A 19,365-nucleotide genomic window follows, 5' to 3' on the forward strand; every position below is an offset into this window, starting at 1 on the left:
TCGATCAGTTGTTGCCAAACCGGCCAGCGAAGGGCCCGGCATTGCCTTGCCCGCCGTCGCGCCGCCTTGCCGACATCATGTTTCGCATCATCATGCGCCGACGGTCACGTCTTTGCCTGAGCGCATTTCGCTGATCCGCCGTCAGATTTTGCATGTCCGGACGGTTGTCGCCTTCGCGGATGGCATCGTGTCGACGTTCGAATTCCTCGTCGTACAGCTTCAGCACCTTGGCACCGGTCATCTTGCCGTCCGCCTTTTTCGCCTGATCGATCTTGGCCAGCGCTTCGTGGCCGTCGGGCATGTGCAAAAGCGCGGAACGATAGCTGTTCTCGGCTTCCTCCACATTGTTTTCCGCCGCAAAGGCATCGCCGTAAAGCCGCTGAACCGCGGGATTGTAGCGCCGCTGGTTTATGCCGCTCAGCATGGCGCGCGCGTCGGTCAGGTCCTTCTGGGCAATCAACGCCTGCGCCAGACCGATCCGCGCGCGTGGGTTGGGTCGGCGCCCTTCGTCCTTGAGCACCTTGCGAAAGGCGTCGGCTGCGGCGGGATAATCCTCTTCGGCCATCCTTGCCTGCCCCAGCGCCAACAACAACGGCTGGCTTTCGGGGTTCCGTTCAAGCGCGTCTTCGATCACTGCAAGCGCCTTGCCGTTGTCGTCCTCCTCGGAATGGAGCCGCGCCAGCTGAAGGGTCAGCCTTGGGTCGCCCGGATTGGCGATCAGGGCAGATTTCAGCTGCTCTTTCGCGCCATCGGTCTTGTCGGCCCGTGCCATGACACCGGCCAGGCGGCGGCGCACCGAAGCTGAATTCGGCTCGATCTCCACCGCGCGTTCGAGCGCTTCGATCGCGGCATCGGGCAGCTTTTGGCGTTCATGCAGGGTCGCCAGCCCGGTCAGAGCCTGAACCGAGGTCGGATCAATTTCGAGCGCCTTGTGAAAATAGGTCTCGGCGTATTCCGAATTGTCCCCCCGCATGCCCACATGGGCGGCGGCAATGGGGGCGAAACGGTTCTTGGGGTCGATGTCCATGACCAGCTCGAAACTGGTTGCGGCATCTTCATACTGCTGCAAACGCATGCTGGTCATGCCCAGCATCATCAGGAACTGCGTGTTACGGGGTTCCTGCTGAAGCATCTTGACCAGTTCGCTCTGCGCCTCCTGCAGGCGGTTATCGCGCAGCAGGCCGCGGACAAACTGCATCCGTTGCGGATCAGTTGGCTCTACCTGCTGAACATTCGGGGTCCAGTTTGTCTGATTTGATTGGGGCATGTTTCAACTCCGTTCCTGGTGTTACCGCAAACCCATCACGGGCTTGCATTTCTGTCGTCGATCTCACGGTTCAAGTTCCTGACGTTTCGCATCACGGGCGGGCTGCGGAAGGATCGGTTCCGTGCCGGTGCTGGCCGCCACGGGGTCCGGCGCAGTGTCGGGATGTCCTGCGCAGGCCTGGCTTGTCGGCAACGCGCCGTCCGCCTGTGCGGCCTCGATGACCTCGCGGAGGCCTTCGTAGATGGGGACCGATGGGTAAAAGCCCATCTCCTGCTTTCCCTTGGATATATCATATTGCTGGACGTAGCGGCTCCATGTCCTTGTCTGATCCGGGACCCGGTCCTCGCGGGTGGCCAGATCCGTCGAAATCCGCGTCACCCTGCCAATCGCGCGGTAGGTCACGGTGTCGGGACCTGCGACGTTGAAGGTGTTGTTGGCCGCCTTCTTTTCGAGACAGGCACGCAGGATGGCTTCGACGGCATCACTGATATGAACGAACTGCCGCTGTTGTTCGCCCTGCTCTCCGGTGCCGAATTCGGGACGTGGGGCGACTTCGCGGACCAGCCGGTCAAACATCGGGTCCCCCACGCCATAAACCAGCGCGAAACGCAGGATCGCATGTTCCGTTCCCGACAAGCGGCTGTAGTGGCGCACCAGATTTTCGTCGGCAATCTTGGACATGCCGTAGTCGGACAGGTCATGTCCGCCGTCCACGCGCAGGGCGTGCGATTCGTGAATGGGCCAGTCTTCGGGCTTGAACTGGTTCTGGTAGACTGCCACGGAACTTGAAAAGACGAAGCGTTCCAGCGTGGGCGAGATCCCGGCAGGCCCGCAGCAGCCGGTGGGTGCCCGCAACGTTGACCCGGCGCAGATCGCTCAGCTTGCTGGATCCCGCCAGCAGCGCCGCCATGTGCAGTACAATCCGCGCCCCATCGACGAGGCGGTTCAGTTGCGCATCATCGTCAAGGTCGCCTTCCAGCACTTCAAGCCGCTTGTTTTTCGGCAGCACATCGCCGGTTCCGGGCAGGACCAGCACCCGAAGGTGGTACCCCGCATCAAGCAATTTGGGCAGCAGATGCTTGCCGATGTAGCCGGTGCACCCGGTCACCGCAAAATCCACCGCAGCGGTTTGTGCGCGTGCTTTCGACTTGGCCGTGGCCTTGGTCTTGGCAACCGGGCGTTTGGGCTTTGGCAGGGTAAAGGGCACCGTTTCAGCGTTGCCGACAAACACCTCCGTGCCGCCATCGGGGTTGGGGTGGTATTCCCAGCCAGAGGCAAACCGCGCGGGACTTGGTCCGCCAAACGGATTTGCCGTTCCCAGACACAGGCCCACCGGCGTCGAAATCATGGTCCTGCCGCCATAGTTGTAGGGGTTGTTCATGCCGTTCATCGTGACCGGCACCCAGGTCACCCCGTCCTTGGTGCGCCACATCTCGAACCCGCCGCCGATCTCCGCCAGCTGTTCAAAGCCGATGCCGTTCAACAGCCGCCGGGAGGTTGGCGAAGGCCGGTGCGCGTATTGCAGAAAGACGCTCCAGTCGAATGTGGTGACATAGAGCCAGCCGTCATGGACACACATCCGCCAGGTGTAGCCGGAAAAGAGATTGTCAAAGCCCGGCCCGATGCCGGACAGGGGGTATTTCATGCCATCAGGGGTTTCGCGGGGCATACCGACCAGCATGTCCCAGCTGTCATCCGGCCAGATCCGGATGATCTCTCCGGCGCCGGGACCGACAAGATTGGTGCGGTCATATCCGCCGTTCTGGATGGAGCTGCCGACATAGAGCGCGCCGTTGAATTCGCACATGCCCATCGCAATCTCGGACAGGGGGCCGCGATAGGCACCGCGATCAATCACCTTGCGCCATTGCAGCGGGCCATCCCCGCAGGGCGGGGTCGCCCAGATCTGATAGCCTTCGAAATGGTTGAAGGTGCCCGCGTAAAGATGTCCGTTGGCCTGCGTCATCATGAAGATGCCGCTGTTGTGTGGATCGCCAAAACCCAGATCCCCGGCCACTTCCCAATTGCCCGGACGCGGATCGTTGGAGCGCATCAGAACGCCCGAGCGATTGGAATTGAACTGGATCCCTTCACCGGCGGGCGGGGCGTAAAGATACCCGTCAAAGGCTTCGAGTTCCCGGAAGGTCGAAATCCGGTCGTTGCCGATGCCGGGTTCCGACGCCGGTTGAAAATCCAGACCATCCTCGGAGCGCAGGACATGCGCGGCACAGCCCCGCAGGACCGTGGACATGGTCGAGACGTAAAGCGCGGGTTTCTTGTCCGATTTGCCTTGAAACACCTTCATCCCGCGATACCCCAGATCGCGGGGTGCGGGTTCTCCCTGTTTGCCCGGGATCATCGGGGACCGGTAGGCCAGTTCCCATGTGTCGGTTTCGGGCGTCCATCGCCTGATCTGGCCCTGCATGTCCAGATCCTGCACCTTGGGCGGCACATCGACGGGCCAGGGATCAAGTGCGGGTGGGTCGATCGGTGGAAAAAGCTTGAGCAGCTTGAACGAATTGCGCGTCATCCCGCAATAGAGCCGTCCTTCGAAGAACTCCATGCCGTGCACATAGGCGTTGTCCGGATCACCGCAGCCATTCTTCGCAATCTGGCGAAAATTGCCGCTGGTGAGTCCCTTGCCGCCCCATTCAACTGGTTTGCTTTCGTCTTTCATTCAAAAACGCTCTTTAATGTCACTCTGGCGGCCGGGCATCAAATCCCCACGCTTTCGAGGTTTGCGCCGGGGCTGATGGGGCGCGTTTCATCCAGCAGGATATCCGGCAGCACGTCGGGGTGCAGAACCGGGAAATAATGCCCGACGCCGTCAACATTGGTCAGTTCCCTGTTGGGCAGCAGACCGGCAAGGGCATCGCGGGACGCAAGATAGGATGAACGCCTGCCGTAGATCAGGCGCACGGGCAGGTGAAGCGATGCCAGCTGTTCGGGTTCCAGCGCCTCGGGGTCCTGAAAGTCCGACCATGCGGTTGTTTCGCGCATCAGGCGCAGCCAGCGCCGTTGTGCGTGGGGCATGCGCGCGGGGCGCACGGACGCTGCATCCCCGGTGCCGCGACCCGTGGCTGGCAGGTGCCTTGGCGCGCCCGGCGCATCGGCCAGTTCTTCAAGGTATGCCAGTGCCACGCGGGGCATGTCCTGCCGCACTTCGATGCCGCGTGCCGCCAGGCGCCGCCGCAGGGCAGGCAGGCTGCGCCGTGTCGGCAGGGGTGGTTGCTTTTGCAGGGATGGGATCCAAGCGTCTGCAAGGGTCGCGCGTGATATCAGGTCGGGTTGTTGCACCGCACAGGCCAGCACGATCGCTCCGCCGAAACTGTGTCCCAGCAGATGGGGCTTTTCGACGCCGAGGTGATCCATCAGGTCAAGAACGTCACGCGCCAGATCCGCCGCCCTGTAGCCACTTTCGGGCATCCCCGAATAGCCGTGACCGCGCAGATCAAGCGCCGTCACCCGGTAGCGCCGCGCCAGTCTGAGCGCGATCCGCTGCCACCAGATCGCGACATTCGCGTAAAGCCCGTGCACCAGAACGATGTCCGGGCCTTCGCCAAGCTGCTGGTAGTGGATGACAGTTCCGTTCAATTCAACCTTGGGCATGACACACTCACAAATAACCGAGCGACTTGAGCCGTTCGCGGATCTGGGCCTGCTGGTTTGCGGGCAATTCCTGAACGTCCTCGGGCGAACTCGTTCCTGATTGTTCGGTATGGCGGACCGGGTGCGTTGCCCGGTACGCCGGTGTAAACGCTTCTTCGGCGACCAGCCCTTCCATCACGGTCGGCACCTCCAGCCCGGCGGCATGAAGCACGGTGGGCGCAATATCGGCGATGTTCATCGGACCCAGTTCCGCCCCGGCGTTGATGTTTCTGCCAACGGCAATGAACACCCCGTCGGGGTGATGCGTGGCGTAGGGGAACCGCCGGTTCATGATGGGGTCCTGGGCGCGCAGCACCGACAGGAAGGAATAATCGTGCAATTGCAACGTCAGATCGGGCGCACGCGCCATTTCGGATCCGGCAAAGGCTTCCTCGCGGGTGAAGACATGCTTGATGACCGGTTTTCCGGTGTCGGGATCGGTCACCGCCAGAAGCTTTGCGATCAGGTCGTCGCGGAACGCGGCATAGTCTTCGGGCTGCACCCCAACGCCGTCCTTTGTCGATGCCTGCCGGATGAAGATCGCGTTGCTGGAGGAACTGAGGGAATAGGCCTTGGTCGCGTCCCAGTCGATCAGCGTGCTGGCTTCGGTATTCTCATCCAGCGCCACACGTCCCTGATCGTCCATCGGAACGTCCGCCTTCCAGCCCAGCATCCCGTTCTTTTCGAGCCAGGTATTGGCATAGAAGATCCTTGAGCCGGACCGGGTAAAGCCGTGATCAGACGCAATGATCACCTGTGCGTCGGGTCCGGCCTTGTCGATCATGGCGGCAAGGTAGTTATCGACGTCGCGGAAATACTGCAGCACCAGTTCGCGCGACCGTTTTGCGTCTTCGGTCTGATAATCGTCGCGCGTGGCCGGGTCGATCAGGTGATAGCAAAGATGCTGGATGCGATCGACGCCATCGAAAAGCACAGATGTCAGCGCGCTTGGCTGATCCTCCATCAGCGTCATCAGGATCTCGAACCAGCGGCGTTCGCGCGCGATGTGGAATTCGACCCAGTCATCAAGCTGGTTTTCCGACAGCCCCTGCACCGCCTTGCGTTCATGCTGCCAGTCGGTGGACAGTTCGCGCGCCTTGAAGACGCCCTTTTCCTTCAGCATCTGAAAGGCGGACCGGGGATAGATGGCGCGGCCCAGATAGGACCAGGGGACATATCCCGGGATCACCACGCCATTGACCTTCTTGACGGGAAACATCGTCGGATAGTTCAGCGTCGTGACCCGGTGGCCAGCGTCGCTGACGATCTGCCAGATGGTCGGCACCTTGAGATCGGCGGAGGTGGCCAGCGTATAGGTTGGAATTTCGCCATCGCGTTCGACACGGATGAAGTCGAACACGCCGTGGTTTCCGGGTGTGCGGCCTGTCATCAGCGTGGCCCGGTCGAGCGGTGTCAGCGGATGCATGGTGGAGCGCAGTACGCTGCGGGCACCGTTCTGCATGATCCGTCCGAGGTTCGGCATCACGCCTTCGGCCACAAGCGGTTCAATCAGATTGTAGGTGGCGCCATCCAACCCGATCAAAAGTACCTTTACCTGATCATCAGCCATGTTGGGTCTCCTTTTGTGAATCCGCTGCAACGACCGCATCGACGACATCGCCAAGGGACATTTCCTTCAAAAGCTGGTCGGCATCGCGCAGTTGGCGGAAAAGCTGGTCGCCCAGGCCAAAGTGCTGCTGCATCTCTGATACGAGGTAGACAAGGCTGATCGATTCCAGTCCAAGATCGACAAGGCTGGTATCCCGGTCAAAGCCAGAGGTTTCGATCTCAAGCTCCTCCGACAAATCATCGAGAATTTCCTTGAGCGCCGTTTCGGCTTCATGTTTGCTGATCGTCATCTAGAACCTCACCTGTTACAATTTTTCAAGAATGGGCCGGGTCGCGACCGCCACCACGCATCCATCCACAACGGTTTCATCGACCCACACGTCTGTCGTGTTGCCCTTGTCGGCGTTGCGCACGGTCACGCGCCGCGCGGCCTGATCGATCGCGCAGACCGTGTGACGGGACATCACATCATCCAGACCCGCACCGAACGCCTTTGCCACAGCTTCCTTGGCTGTCCAGATCCACGTCGCGATCCGTTCGCGGTCCGGACTGTCCGGGGGCAGCAGGGCGCGTTCGTCGGGTGAAAAGGCGGTCAGCAGGAACGCATCGCTGCGGGGGGCAATGGCTTCGATATCAATGCCGACGCCTGCATAACGGGACGGGTCCGCGGCGGCGGCGCAGGCGATACCGCCTGAATGGGCAATCGACAGAAGTGGCGGTGACATCGCATCGGCAGGCCAGGGCGTCGCGATGCGTGGCGCGCCGCCGCCTGCGGCGGGTGCGATGCCAATGTCAGCCGGGAAACAGGGGGAGGCCAGCGTGGCCCGCGCGGCATCCTTGGCTGCGACGCGCCCGCGCAACCAGTCATAGCGGCGGTGGTCGGGTGCTGTGGCCAAGGTCCGCCAGCTTTGCATTTCGTCAGGGGTCAGGGCCAACCCGGCAAGAACGCCTTCCCAGATGCCGCCGCTGCCGTTCAGGAACGTGTCAGGCAGGTCGTCGATGCAGGTGACATGGATGCCGGGCGCATCGGCGCCGGACAGGGCCACCCGCGATACCGGTTTTGTCGATGGATCAAGGCGCGCCTTGAAGAACCGCTCCGGCAGGTCGAAACGCTTGTCCCACCAGCCTTCGATGCGGCACTGAAGCGTGCCGTCGCCCCCAATCACGAATATGTCGGAGCGCATTTCGTCGGTGCCGATCAACTCGACCTGACAGTGACATTCGGCCCGCTCGCCGTCGGCCAGCCGATCGCGGAAAATCTCGATCCGCTCAACCCGGAAGGGGAAGATGTGGAACCCCTCCGGCAGCATCTCCGCCGCCCAGACCCCGACCAGTTGCCCCACCGCGTCCAGCGTGATGGCGTCGGTTTCGAAAACGGGATCGGCAGTTGCCGCATAAAGACCGTCATGGGCAAGCCCGACAAGGCGGCCCTTGGCGCAGTCATCCGCCGCAAGATGCATGTCTTCGACCGCCTGCAGCCTTGGACCATGGAACATGATCCGGCCATAGATATCGTCCAGTGACCAATCCACCTTGCGGGGCTGTGTGCAGCGCAATTGCGGGGCCGGTGGCGGCGCATGGCGTGTCACGGCCATTTCCACATCGGATTCAACGATGATCGGGCGCAGCGCGGGCCCGTCGGCATCCCGCATCCGGACCCGCACCACGGTCACATCGCCGCGTTCCAGCAGCTCCGCCTCCGCTTCGAGCCGTACCACGGGCCGATCAAGGGCAATCCACCGCGACGCGCGGACCTCCCGCAGGCCTGTCACCACAAGGTCGGGACACAGCGCCGCCGCAGTCTGTGCGAGCGCCTCGATGCTGAAGGTCAAAGGCACGACGCTGAGGCCGCGCTGATCGGGACGGGCCGCCGACACCGATCTGCCGAAGGCATGGTCGGCCAGATAGGGGGCGGTCTGCAGGCTGATTTCCAGTTGCGCCGTCAAGCGTGATCCATCGGCGGTTGCCACCACGGCGGACAACATCGGAAATCTGCCCGCTACTTGCGTGGTCCCTGTCGCCGGGGCGGGTGTATTGCCCAGATAGGCCGCCATGATGTCGCGTTCGGTGGCCACGAATTTCTCCATGGTTTCGAAGTAGCTGGCCATGAAGGGATCCAGATCGCCGGGCGGTGCGGCAACCGGGGCAGGGTGGACCGGTGCCGGGCTTCCCGCGTCTGGCGGGGGTGCCGATACCTGCGAGGCTGGCGATGGTTTCGGTGCGGGCCGGAAATCCTTGAGCGACATCGGCTGCAAGCCCATCTTCAGCGGTTTGGCGGCGGAAGGCGGCTTCGCACCCTCCGCGACCGGTGCGAACAGCGCCGCAAGATCAAGGTGCACCCCTTCGACCAGAAGCTGCGCGGCAAAATGGTGCAACTGGCCCAGACCGCCGCGCGCAGGCGTATCGACGGCGATGGCAAGATGCGGCTTGCCCCGCAGCAGTTCGTTGGTGAAGGCGGTCAGATTGTTGCGCGGACCACATTCGACAAAGATCCGCGCGCCGTGCGCATACATCCGATCAATTGTCTCCGCGAACCGGACGCGCCCGGACCATTGATCGGCGGTCAGCTTGCGGATCTTTGCCGGATCATCGGGCATCTTTTCGGCTGTCAGGCAGGAATAGACCGGGGTCGCGGGCGCGTTGAATTCAAGCGTCTTCAGGAACGCCCGCAACCGCTTGCTGAAGGGGCCGAACGCCGCGCAGTGATAGGCGCGGTCAAAGGGCAGAACCTCGGAAAAACCGCCCAGTTCGGTGATCAACTCCTCCGCCCAGTCACGCCCCTGAACGCTTGTCGCGGCCAGGATCTGCTGATTGGGGCAATTGTCCATCGCGACAAACACATCGTCCCGGCCTTTAACCCGTTCAAGCAAAACAGCGTTGTCCACGGCAGCGACGGCAAGCAGCGTGCCGGTCGCGATCTCACCTGCGGCTTCTGCCTTCTTGTAAACGGCGTTCAGCGCGCGGATTTCCTCCTGAAGCGCCTCGGCGCTGTCGCGGCGGGTCACACCGGCGGCATAAAGCGCGGAATATTCCCCCGTCGAATGCCCGATCAACATGTCCGGCGTCAGCCCGATCTGTTCATAAAGCGCCAGAACCGCCTGATTTGCCGCGAATATCGCTTCGGGGCCCACATCCATCTGCCACATCCCGTCCGGACCCTTGTCGGTCAGCGGCGGTGGGAAGATGACCTCGCTCACGCTCAGTCCGCGTTCCGGATCGGCGCAGGCACCATCGGCAATATCGAACCACTGCCGCATGATGGGGAAATGCAGCATCAGATCGGACAGCATATCGCGGTGCTGGCTGCCCTCGCCCGGAAAGGCGAAGGCGATCTTGCCCTCAACGGCCAGCGGTTCAGTCGCCAGATAGGCCCCCCGACGGTCGCGCAACCGGGCCTTGCCGCCTTTCAGGGCCTCCTCGATGCGGGTGATGTTCTCCAGCGCTTCCGCCGGGCTGGCGGCAACGACGGCGACCCGCACCGGCCCTTGCCCAAGGGCACCGGTAACCTCGCGCGCCAAAGCGCCAAGATCGCTGCAATCGGCCAACCGCTGTCTGACCTGACCGAGCCCCTGTCGCATGTCTTCCGGTGTGGTTGCGTCAAGGGCAAGGAGCTCGGTCGGTCTGGCCGTCATTGGGGCGGGCCGATGGCCCCCGGTATATTCCTCCAGCAGGGCATGGGCGTTGATGCCGCCAAACCCGAAGGCGTTTACACCCGCACGGCGCGGCGTGTCGCGCCCGTGAATCCAGGGCCGCGTTTCGGTGTTGAGGTAGAACCCCGTCTCATCCAGCCCCAGCTTGTCGTTCGGCGTATCAATCAGCGTCGGCGGCAAGACCTTGTGATGCAGCGCCATCGCCGCCTTGATCAGCCCGGCAGACCCCGCTGCAGGCAGGCAATGACCGATCATGGATTTGACCGACCCCAGCGCGCATTGCCCGTCGCCCTTGCCAAAGATCGACGACAGCGCTTCCACTTCGGTCGCATCGCCAAGGGTCGTCGCGGTGCCGTGCGCTTCGATCAGGCCGACGCTGCCGGGATCGACATCCGCCTCTTCATAGGCGCGGCGGATGGCGCGCGTTTCGCCTTCGACCCGCGGTGCAAGCATGCCCAGCCCGCGCCCATCGCTGGCCACGCCGACACTGCGCACCACTGCATAAATACGGTCCGATGCGGCTTCTGCATCCGACAGCCGCTTGATGCACAGAATGCCGATGCCTTCGGCCAGCAGCGTCCCGTCGGCCTCTTTCGAGAAGGGGCGGATGTTGCCCTTGCGCGACAGCGCTTCAAGCTGGCAGAAGATCTGGTAGATCGGCGGCGGGGTGGAGGCATGGACGCCGCCCACCAGCGCAAGATCACAGCGCCCCGCACGCAGGTCCGACACACCGCGATCCAGCGCAATAAGTGAGGACGCGCAAGCCGCGTCAATGATATAATTCGCACCCCGAAAATCGAGCCGGTTGGCAATGCGCCCGGTAACAAGATTGGGCACAAGGGCCGGTGCCATTTCCGCGTTGAACGGCGGCAGCGATTCCTTGAGCTTGGCTTTCAGCTCCGCGATTTCGGGCTCCGTCGTGTCCGGGTTCAGCTGACGCAGGATTGCCAGGAACCGTTCGACCATCACGCCATGCTGCACGACGGTCGCAAAACCGCGGTTGATATAGGTCCCGCGCCCCAGGATGACCGAAACCCGGTCGCCATCCACGGGCCGTTGGTCGAACTCCGCGTCCGCGACCGCATCGGCTGCCACTTCCAGCGCCAGGAATTGATCCGGTTCGCCCCCGTCCACCGACGATGGCATCACCCCGTGGCGCAGGGGATCAAAGCGCGCCAGATCCCCCAGAAAGCCGCCGCGTTGGGTATAGATGCGGTCATTCGCGGTGCTGTCGGGATCATAAAACAGCTCCCCGCACCAATCGTCAGGCGCATCGCGCACCGCGTCGACCTTGCCAAGGATGTTGCGCCAGTATTGGCCCAGATCCGGTGCACCCGGATAGATGCAGGCCATGCCGACAATGGCGATGGGCTCCGAAGCGCCGACCCCCGCCGTAGTCGACCCCCTTGCCGACATATCTGCCTTGATGTTCATTCCGCTGCGTTCAGATGGGCGGCTGCGTGTGTCCGCCTTGCCAGTTCATCCGCCCATGGGCCAAGACCCCAGACCACCTCCGGTTCGTCGCCGGGACCATAAAAGATCTCATCCACAAAGGCGCGCGCGCCAAGGTCAGGATCTATGGCCTCGATGCCCAGTTCCTGAAACTGGCGCTTGATCTCCTTGGAGACCATGCCCCCCTGATCCCGGGGGCCCCAGCTGATCGCCTTGACCTTGGTGGGCCATTCCGCGTTCAGCCGACGGGCAAGCTTGGACACCACTTCGTTTGCCGCACCGTAATCCGCCTGACCCCGGTTGCCGAACCGACCGGCCACCGAGGTAAAGAAGATCAGAAACCGCAGCGTGTCAGGCCGCAGGGCGCGCACAAGGGTGAAGGCACTGTCGGTCTTGGTGCGCAGGACGCGATCAAAACTGTCGGGTGTCTTGTCGACAATCAGCTTGTCCTCGATCAGGCCAGCGCCGTGCACCACACCATCCAGCCGCCCGAATTCATCGTAAAGCGCGTTGACCAGACCGGTAAAGGCATCACCGTCACACACGTTGCAGGAACGGTATTCGGCTTTCGACCCCAGCGCTTCAAGCGCGCGCAGCGTCGCGCGGATTTCGCGTTCCTTCATCAATTGGCGCAGGCGGTGTTCGATCTCGGGGATCGCCGGTTTCTTGCCGCCCGCTTCCATCTGTGCGGCCAGCAAACCGCGCAGTTTGCCGGGATCCTCCGTTGTCGCGGTGTCCGGTGCTTCCGCGTCAGCGGGACAGGGGCTTGAGCCGACAAGCACGAAATGCGCGTCGGTGCGGGTGGCCAGTGCCTTCAGGCATCTTGCGGTGATCCCGCGCGCGCCCCCGGTGACCAATATGACCGATCCCGGTTCGACACCGTGGTCCGCCGCCTCGTCCTTCGGCACATCAATCGTCCGTGCCGTTGCAAACAGGGCCGAACGGGCACCGTCCTGCCATCCGATCTCGACCTCATCCTCCGGGTATCCGGCTTCGTCAAAGATGATCTGCGCGGCGTCATCCGCCGCCAGCCCCGGCCGCAGGTCCACGGCGCGCACCCGGACAGAGGGCCATTCCTTTGCAACCGATTTCAACAGACCCGCCGCACCGGCGGAGGCAGCGGAGATTGCCGCGTTGTCGTCAAATCCGAACGCACCGCCCAGCAGTGATGCCGCCACCACGGTGGCATCGGTCCGTTCCATCAGGTGCGGTCCCAGCGCGCAAAGCAGCAAATAAAGGCTTTTCGTGGTGTTGCCGGTTTCATCGGGGGGGTCTTCCGGCCCGATCATCGACGCACAGTGTATCACGCCGGCAATGGCGGCTTCCTGCCCGTGCAGCGCCTGTGCCACGTCCTCGGCTTCCAGTTGCGCACGGTCCAGAAGAATGACCCGTCCGCCCGCCTTTTCGATCCGCCCGGCAAGCGCTTTCGCGGTCCCATTGCGATCTTCGGTCACGACATAGCAGGCATCGGGGACGACCCAGGATGTTGGCGACCCCATATCAATCTCATGGGGCTGCATGACGAACCGCCGCGCGGCATTGTCGGAAAAGCCGGACGGCGTGATGTCCACTGGCGGCGCGACGGGCGCTTGCGGTTCACCAGACACCGCGTCCACGACCTCCATGAACTTGGCGATGATCCCGGTCACGGTTTTTTCCCGTGCCACCGGACCCATGAGCGCATGCGCGGCCTCCCCTGCGTCGGCAAGGAAGGACAGGCGGAGTGCGGCAAGCACCTCGACCCGCTTGATGGAATCGATGCCCAGATCCGCTTCGAGGTTCAATTCAACCCCCAGCATGTCCGGCGGGTATCCGGTTCTGTCCGCCAGAAGCGCCAGCAGTTTTGCGGTGGCGGCTTCCGCCGTGACGGCAGCCGCTTGTGGCTGAGGGGCCTCCGGCGCAGGCTGGGATGGTGGTGCTGCCGCAGGTGCCGGGGCTTCACCAGACACCGCGTCCACGACCTCCATGAATTTGGCGATGATCCCGGTCACGGTTTTTTCCCGTGCCACCGGACCCATAAGCGCATGCGCGGCCTCCCCCGCGTCGGCAAGGAACGACAGCCGGAGTGCGGCAAGCACCTCGACCCGCTTGATGGAATCGATGCCCAGATCCGCTTCGAGGTTCAGATCAACCCCCAGCATGTCGGGCGGGTAGCCGGTTCTGTCCGCCAGAAGCGCCAGCAGTTTTGCGGTTGCGGCTTCCGCCGTGACGGCAGCCGCTTGTGGCGCGGGTGCGTCGGCTTGTTCTGCGGTGACCTGCGTTGGCGCCGCCACAACGGGTGGTTCCGGGGCGGCTGGGGCAGCGGCGACCGGGACGGGCCGGGCAGGGGCGGCGGGCGTCACGGGCTGTTCCGGCGCTGGCCGGGATGCCAGGGGCGCGCGACCCGACAGGAATGCCTGAACAACCTCGCGTTGACCATCCAGGAAGCTGGCCATCAGCGTCTGGTGACGCCGCATGATTTCCGCCGCTTCGTTGCTGTGGGCGACCGGGTGCGCGATCTCGGCAGGTGCCACGACAGCCGCTGGCACTTGAGGTGCGCCCGTTGTCTGCATCGGGGCAGGGGCCGGCGCAGGGGCCGGAGCAGGCGGCGCAAAGATGGTCGCATCCTCCTCGATCGGGCTTGAAAATCCAACCTTGGACTGTGTGCCATCGATGGGCCGGACGTTTGCCAGATCAACCATCCACTTCAGGCCGCGGTTTGCCTCCGCCTTTGCCTGCAGGTTCCAGGTTTCCACGTCGGGGGTGGCATCGGTTCTGCCAGCCCAGAGACAGGCCAGATCAAGCGACTGGCCCGCCACCGACGCCGCCGCAAGTGCCACAAGCAATTGCTGCACCCCCGGTCTGCCGGGCGCGTCCGTTGCGACGGCAAGATGCGGCTTGTCGGCCAGAATGCGGTCCGTCAGGCGGGTCAGAACCGCATTCGGACCCACTTCGATGAACAACCTTGCCCCGCTGTCGTGCATCGCTTCGATGCTGCCCATGAAATTGACCGGCTGGGTCAAGTGACGCTTGAGCATCTGTGAAACACCGGCGGCCTTGCCTGGATAGCGCGCCGCAGTTTCATTTGCGAAAACAGGCACTTCGGGCGGCACAATGGTAATTTCGGCAATCGCCTTTGCCAGCCGATCGCGTGCGGGTGCCACGAAATCGGAATGGAAGGCACAGGCAACCGGCAAGCGGCGCACGGCCAGCTTTGCCGCCTTCAGCTGCTTTTCGGCGGCTGCAATGGCGTCTTCGCCCCCGGCGATCACGGTCTGGTCGGGGGCGTTGTAGTTGGCAAAGGTGATCCCTTCCGCCCCGCGCAGGGCCTGTTCGACCGCTGCAGCATCCGCCTGAACCGCGGCCATGGTGCCAAGGTCCGGACCGCCTTCGCTGATGATCGCGTCGCCCCGCGCAAATGCCAGTTGCAGGAACGGATCGGCAGGGATTGACCCCGCCGCGTGCAGCGCCGTCAACTCGCCAAAGCTGTGTCCCGCCATGATCCCCGCATCAAGACCCATGCCCCGCAGAAGGCCCAGCATCGCCGTCGACACCGCGCCGATGGCGGGCTGCGCAACATTGGTCTGCTTGAGCCTTTCAGCCTGATCGGCGGCCTCCGCCTCGTCCATGGCGGGGCGGGGAAAGATCAACTGGGCCAGCGGGTCGGGCGTGGTGCCTGCAAGCAGCGTGCTTGCGGCCTCGATCTGCTGGCGGAACTGCGGGAAATGCATTGTCGGTCCGGCGGTCATGCCGGTGTACTGCGATCCCTGACCGGGAAACAGGAACGCGACGGCGTCCTTGTCCAGCGGCGGGGCGATCATTGCGAAAGCCCCCTTCGGATCGGTCTGGCGCAGGTCTTCCTGGCCGTCGGCAATGGCATCTGCCGCCAAGGCAAGACGCGCGCCTGCATCCGCCAGCGTATCCGCAACCAGCGCAAAGCGGGCCGGGGCGTCATGGCGGAACTTGCGCGACAACGCTGCCGCAACATCGCACAGCCGGACGTCTGCGTCCGCGTTGGTCAACGCGGTCCCTGCCGCACGCACCGTCGCGGCCAGCGTTTCGGCGTCCTCCGCACTGAACAGCAAAAGCTCGTGCGACCAGTTCTTGCGCAAGGGTTCCTGATGCCGGGGCAGATAGCCACCTTCGTATTCTTCCAGAACGGCATGGAAATTCGTGCCCCCAAAGCCGAACGCACTGACACCCGCCCGCCGCGGCGTCGCGTCCGATCGCAGCCACGGCGTGGCCTCCTTGCAGACGTAGAAGGGGCTATGGGGGAAGTCCGCTTCGGGGTTTGGTTCTTCGACGTTCAAGGTGGGCGGCAGAACCCGGTGATGCAGCGCCAGCGCCACCTTGGCCAGCCCCGCACAGCCCGCGGCGGCCTTGGTGTGGCCGATCATGGATTTCACCGATCCCACGCCGCAAAACTGCTTGGCTTCGGTATTCTCGGCAAAGACGGTGGACAGGCTTTCGATCTCCGTCCGGTCGCCGACAACGGTGCCGGTGCCATGTGCTTCGATCAGGCCCACGGTGGCCGGGGAAATGCCTGCCCGCGCATAGGCGCGGCGCAAGGCGGTCTGCTGGCCTTCGGGGCGGGGTGCTGTCAGCGACAGGTCCTTGCCGTCCGAAGAACCCGCAACACCGCGCAGCACGGCAAAGATCCGGTCACCGTCTGCCTCGGCCTGATCAAGGGGCCGCATGACAATGGCGGCAAGACCTTCGGAAATCGCGATCCCATCCGCGCCCGCATCAAACGTCCGGCATTTGCCACGCGGCGACAGGGCCCGCGTCTTGGAGAAGGCGACAAAATCGAACGGGCTTTGGAACGCATCGACACCGCCGACAACGACCATGTCGGACGTCCCGGTCTCAAGCTCCCGCGCGCCCAGCATCACCGCTGCAATCGACGACCCACAGGCCGCATCGACCGTGAAATTGACGCCCCCCAGATCAAAGCGGTTCGCCACGCGGCCCGCGATCACGTTCAGCAGGATGCCCGGAAAGCTGTCTTCGCTCCAATCGGGCAGGCGATCACCTGCGACCTGCGATATTTCGCCCATCAGGGCATTGAGCGATGTCCGCACGGCATATTTCTGACCCAGCGGGGCCGCGCCGCCGCCGACGCCGATGATGACGGATGTGCGTTGGCGCAGGGCGGCGTTTTCGATGTGGCCGTCTTTGTACCCGGCGGATTCCAGCGCCTCGCGCACCACTTCCAGCGCCAAAAGCTGCAGCGGTTCGATGTTGGGCATGGAGTTCGGCGGGATGCCATAGCGGATCGGATCGAACGGCAGTTCGTCCACAAAGCCACCCCACTTGGAATAGGCCTTGTCCGGTGCATCGCGGTCTTCGTCGAAATACCGCCGCCAGTCCCAGCGTCGGGCGGGCACTTCGGATATCGCATCGACCTTGTCGAGGATGTTGGTCCAGTAGGTTTGCACGTCGGGTGCCTTGGGCATGATCGTCCCGATCCCGGTGATCGCAATCCGCGCGCCGGGCCCGTCATAGATTTCTTGCGGTGCCGGGGTGTCCATGCCTGCGCAGACGCGATCCAGCAGATCACCCGAACGGTCGCACACCGCCCCATGCAGGTCCGCGATGGTCGTCTGCGCCTTGTGCAGGGCGGCGACCTGCCCAATGATATAGACCCCGTCGCTGTGCTGCTTTTTCGTTGGGACAGGCACGTATTTCTCCACCCCGTCGACCTTGCCGAAGTCAGGGTTGCGGTCGATGCCCTTGGAGGCCACGCGCGACCGCCCCACGGTGAACCGTTCCAGAATGTGGTGCACCTCTTCGGGGTCGACGCCGTCGGCCAGAAGGCTGACGCGTTTTGCCTCAAAAGCCTCCACCACGGGGCTGCTGACCACGCGCGTTGCATGACCGACAGCGGATTCCAGCAATTCGGTGTTGTCCGCCTTCAGGACCAGTTTCTGATAGGCGGGCAGGATCGCACCGGTCTCGCACGCCTCCCGCGTCAGGATATAGGCGCTGCCGATCAGTGCAGCGACACGGGCACCGGCCTGTGCCACATCAGCGCAAAGGGCGGACACCATCGCCGCCGATTTCGTGTCATGAATGCCGCCCGCAAAAAGCAGGTCACAGTCCATCGGCTCATCGCCGAAAAAGGCACGCACGACGTCAATCGCCTGCTGCCATAGGACCGCGCTTGATCGGGGTCCGACATGGCCACCACATTCGCGCCCCTCAAAGATGAACCGCCGCGCGCCCTGTTCCAGAAACAGCTTCAAAAGTCCGGGCGAAGGCACATGCAGGAAGGTCGGGATATCCTGCTTTTCCAACTCCAGCGCCTGTTCGGGACGACCGCCCGCAATCAGGGCGAAATCCGGCTTGTGTTCCAGGATGACGGCCGTCTGTTCCTCCCTCAACGCGTCATCGACAAACCCGAGGATGCCGACACCCCGGGGGCTGTCGCCAAGCTTTTCCTTGGTCTCCGCCACCAAGGGCGATGCTTCGTCCCGCCGCATCAAGGCAAGTGCCAGAAATGGCAGCGCCCCCTGATCGGCGACCGCCTTGGCAAATTCGGCCCGGTCGCTGACCCGTGTCATCGGGCCCTGCACGATCGGGCATTCGATCCCCGCCGCCTGCGCGAACGGCGCACCGCGCGCCAGCGGCTTGAGGGCTTGGGCCGTGCGCAACAGGCTCACGGACCGTTCCGCAATCTCATCAAGTGCGGCACGCAAGGTGCGGTGACGTTCCCGGAAGACCGTCGCAAATGCCGCGTCCTGACCCATCAACCAAAGGCCCGTTCCCGTTTCAGGCGACACCGCTTGCGCCACGGCGTCTTGCAGCGCTTCAGGTCCGGCCAGCGCTGCAGGCTCCAACGCGCGGGATTCCGGATGATCCGCGCGCCAGAAGACGCGGTATCCTGAACAGGTGTCGCCGCCCAGACATCGGGTTTCGCTGCCATCCATCCGCGACAGCGCCGCCGCCAGTTTCGGCGGGGTGCAGCTTTCGTCGAAAAGCGCCAGCTGCCAATCCAGGAAAACCCCCGCGGCACCGCCCGCGCGAAAGGCCGCAACCGTGTCAAAGCCAACACCGCCCTGTGCGATCACCGGCAGATCCGTCGCCGCCGTCAGGCGCTGAAGCAGGATCAGGCTGGAATCCGGTCCGACCCGTCCGCCCGCCTCGTTGCCCTTGGCCACCAGCCCGTCCAGGTCCAGGGCGTCGATCAAAGGCAGATCGGCTGTGGCAACCACTTCCGCGTAGATCCGGGCATTTGGGGCTGCCTGCCTGAGCCCGGCAATCTGATCAGCGCTGAGGGTGGAACCGGGATTCGTCAGGACAAAACAATCGGGTGCCACAACGCGCGCGTGCAGCGTCGATGCAAAAGCGTCGACCTGATGGCTCGCGAGCTTGACCCCCAGGGACCACGTTCCTTCCCGCTGAAGGCGTACAGTGCTTTGCAGGCGATGTGCGACGAAAGATCGCAATACTCCAGATCGATCATACCACAGTGTCCTGCACGGCTGGCGCCGACTGCGATTTTGGAAGTCAAATGATTTGGTGTCTGTGAGGCTAATACAATGAAATCTTTATAAAAATAACTCGGCATCATACGTCCCTTTGCCGCTTGCGTTTAATCCGCCCGCGAGAGTCTCTTGCCGTTTGCCAAAATATTTGATTTGCCGATTAAAGAATGTCCCGTGGCAAATCTTGATTAATATGTTCTTAACGTTACTTTAATGTTCTTTTTTTGTCGAGTAGAAACGCTTGGCATGCCTTGTTTCAGCCATAAAATGAAGGGCGATCGGCGTTTATTTGTGCACCGCTCTTAAAAACGGG

The 19,365-nt window shown here is 63.1% G+C and carries 6 protein-coding genes and 1 pseudogene; all 7 read right to left on the reverse strand.

What is annotated here, in order from left to right:
• Window positions 1-4: 4 nt before the first annotated feature.
• The gene (locus AB4X18_RS20995) at window positions 5-1,267 is read right to left on the reverse strand and encodes a tetratricopeptide repeat protein (RefSeq protein WP_432817444.1); all 1,263 of its coding nucleotides are present in this window, start codon (window positions 1,265-1,267) and stop codon (window positions 5-7) included.
• A 63-nt stretch (window positions 1,268-1,330) separates the two neighbouring features.
• Window positions 1,331-3,944, reverse strand: a pseudogene (locus AB4X18_RS21000) (NAD-dependent epimerase/dehydratase family protein).
• 38 nt (window positions 3,945-3,982) lie between these two features.
• The gene (locus AB4X18_RS21005; RefSeq protein ID WP_370402680.1) at window positions 3,983-4,876 is read right to left on the reverse strand and encodes an alpha/beta fold hydrolase; all 894 of its coding nucleotides are present in this window, start codon (window positions 4,874-4,876) and stop codon (window positions 3,983-3,985) included.
• Window positions 4,877-4,883: 7 nt separating this feature from the next.
• The gene (locus AB4X18_RS21010) at window positions 4,884-6,485 is read right to left on the reverse strand and encodes an alkaline phosphatase family protein (protein ID WP_432817445.1); all 1,602 of its coding nucleotides are present in this window, start codon (window positions 6,483-6,485) and stop codon (window positions 4,884-4,886) included.
• Window positions 6,478-6,774 (reverse strand): acyl carrier protein, encoded by a 297-nt coding sequence (locus tag AB4X18_RS21015; RefSeq protein ID WP_370402678.1) that lies wholly within the window; start codon window positions 6,772-6,774, stop codon window positions 6,478-6,480. The genes AB4X18_RS21010 and AB4X18_RS21015 overlap by 8 nt, the downstream gene beginning before the upstream one ends.
• A 15-nt stretch (window positions 6,775-6,789) precedes the next feature.
• The gene (locus tag AB4X18_RS21020) at window positions 6,790-11,568 is read right to left on the reverse strand and encodes a beta-ketoacyl synthase N-terminal-like domain-containing protein (protein ID WP_370402677.1); all 4,779 of its coding nucleotides are present in this window, start codon (window positions 11,566-11,568) and stop codon (window positions 6,790-6,792) included.
• The gene (locus AB4X18_RS21025; RefSeq protein ID WP_432817446.1) at window positions 11,565-19,013 is read right to left on the reverse strand and encodes an SDR family NAD(P)-dependent oxidoreductase; all 7,449 of its coding nucleotides are present in this window, start codon (window positions 19,011-19,013) and stop codon (window positions 11,565-11,567) included. The genes AB4X18_RS21020 and AB4X18_RS21025 overlap by 4 nt, the downstream gene beginning before the upstream one ends.
• Window positions 19,014-19,365 lie beyond the last annotated feature (352 nt).

Origin of the sequence: Sulfitobacter rhodophyticola (assembly GCF_041281685.2) — a bacterium.
In the GTDB taxonomy this organism is placed as follows: domain Bacteria; phylum Pseudomonadota; class Alphaproteobacteria; order Rhodobacterales; family Rhodobacteraceae; genus Sulfitobacter.

What these genes read in the sequence shown, in the direction of transcription:
- AB4X18_RS20995 (WP_432817444.1), bottom strand. Translation starts at nt 1,267, where the DNA reads ATGCCCCAATCAAATCAGACAAACTGGACCCCGAATGTTCAGCAGGTA.
- AB4X18_RS21005 (WP_370402680.1), bottom strand. Translation starts at nt 4,876, where the DNA reads ATGCCCAAGGTTGAATTGAACGGAACTGTCATCCACTACCAGCAGCTT.
- AB4X18_RS21010 (WP_432817445.1), bottom strand. Translation starts at nt 6,485, where the DNA reads ATGGCTGATGATCAGGTAAAGGTACTTTTGATCGGGTTGGATGGCGCC.
- AB4X18_RS21015 (WP_370402678.1), bottom strand. Translation starts at nt 6,774, where the DNA reads ATGACGATCAGCAAACATGAAGCCGAAACGGCGCTCAAGGAAATTCTC.
- AB4X18_RS21020 (WP_370402677.1), bottom strand. Translation starts at nt 11,568, where the DNA reads ATGAACATCAAGGCAGATATGTCGGCAAGGGGGTCGACTACGGCGGGG.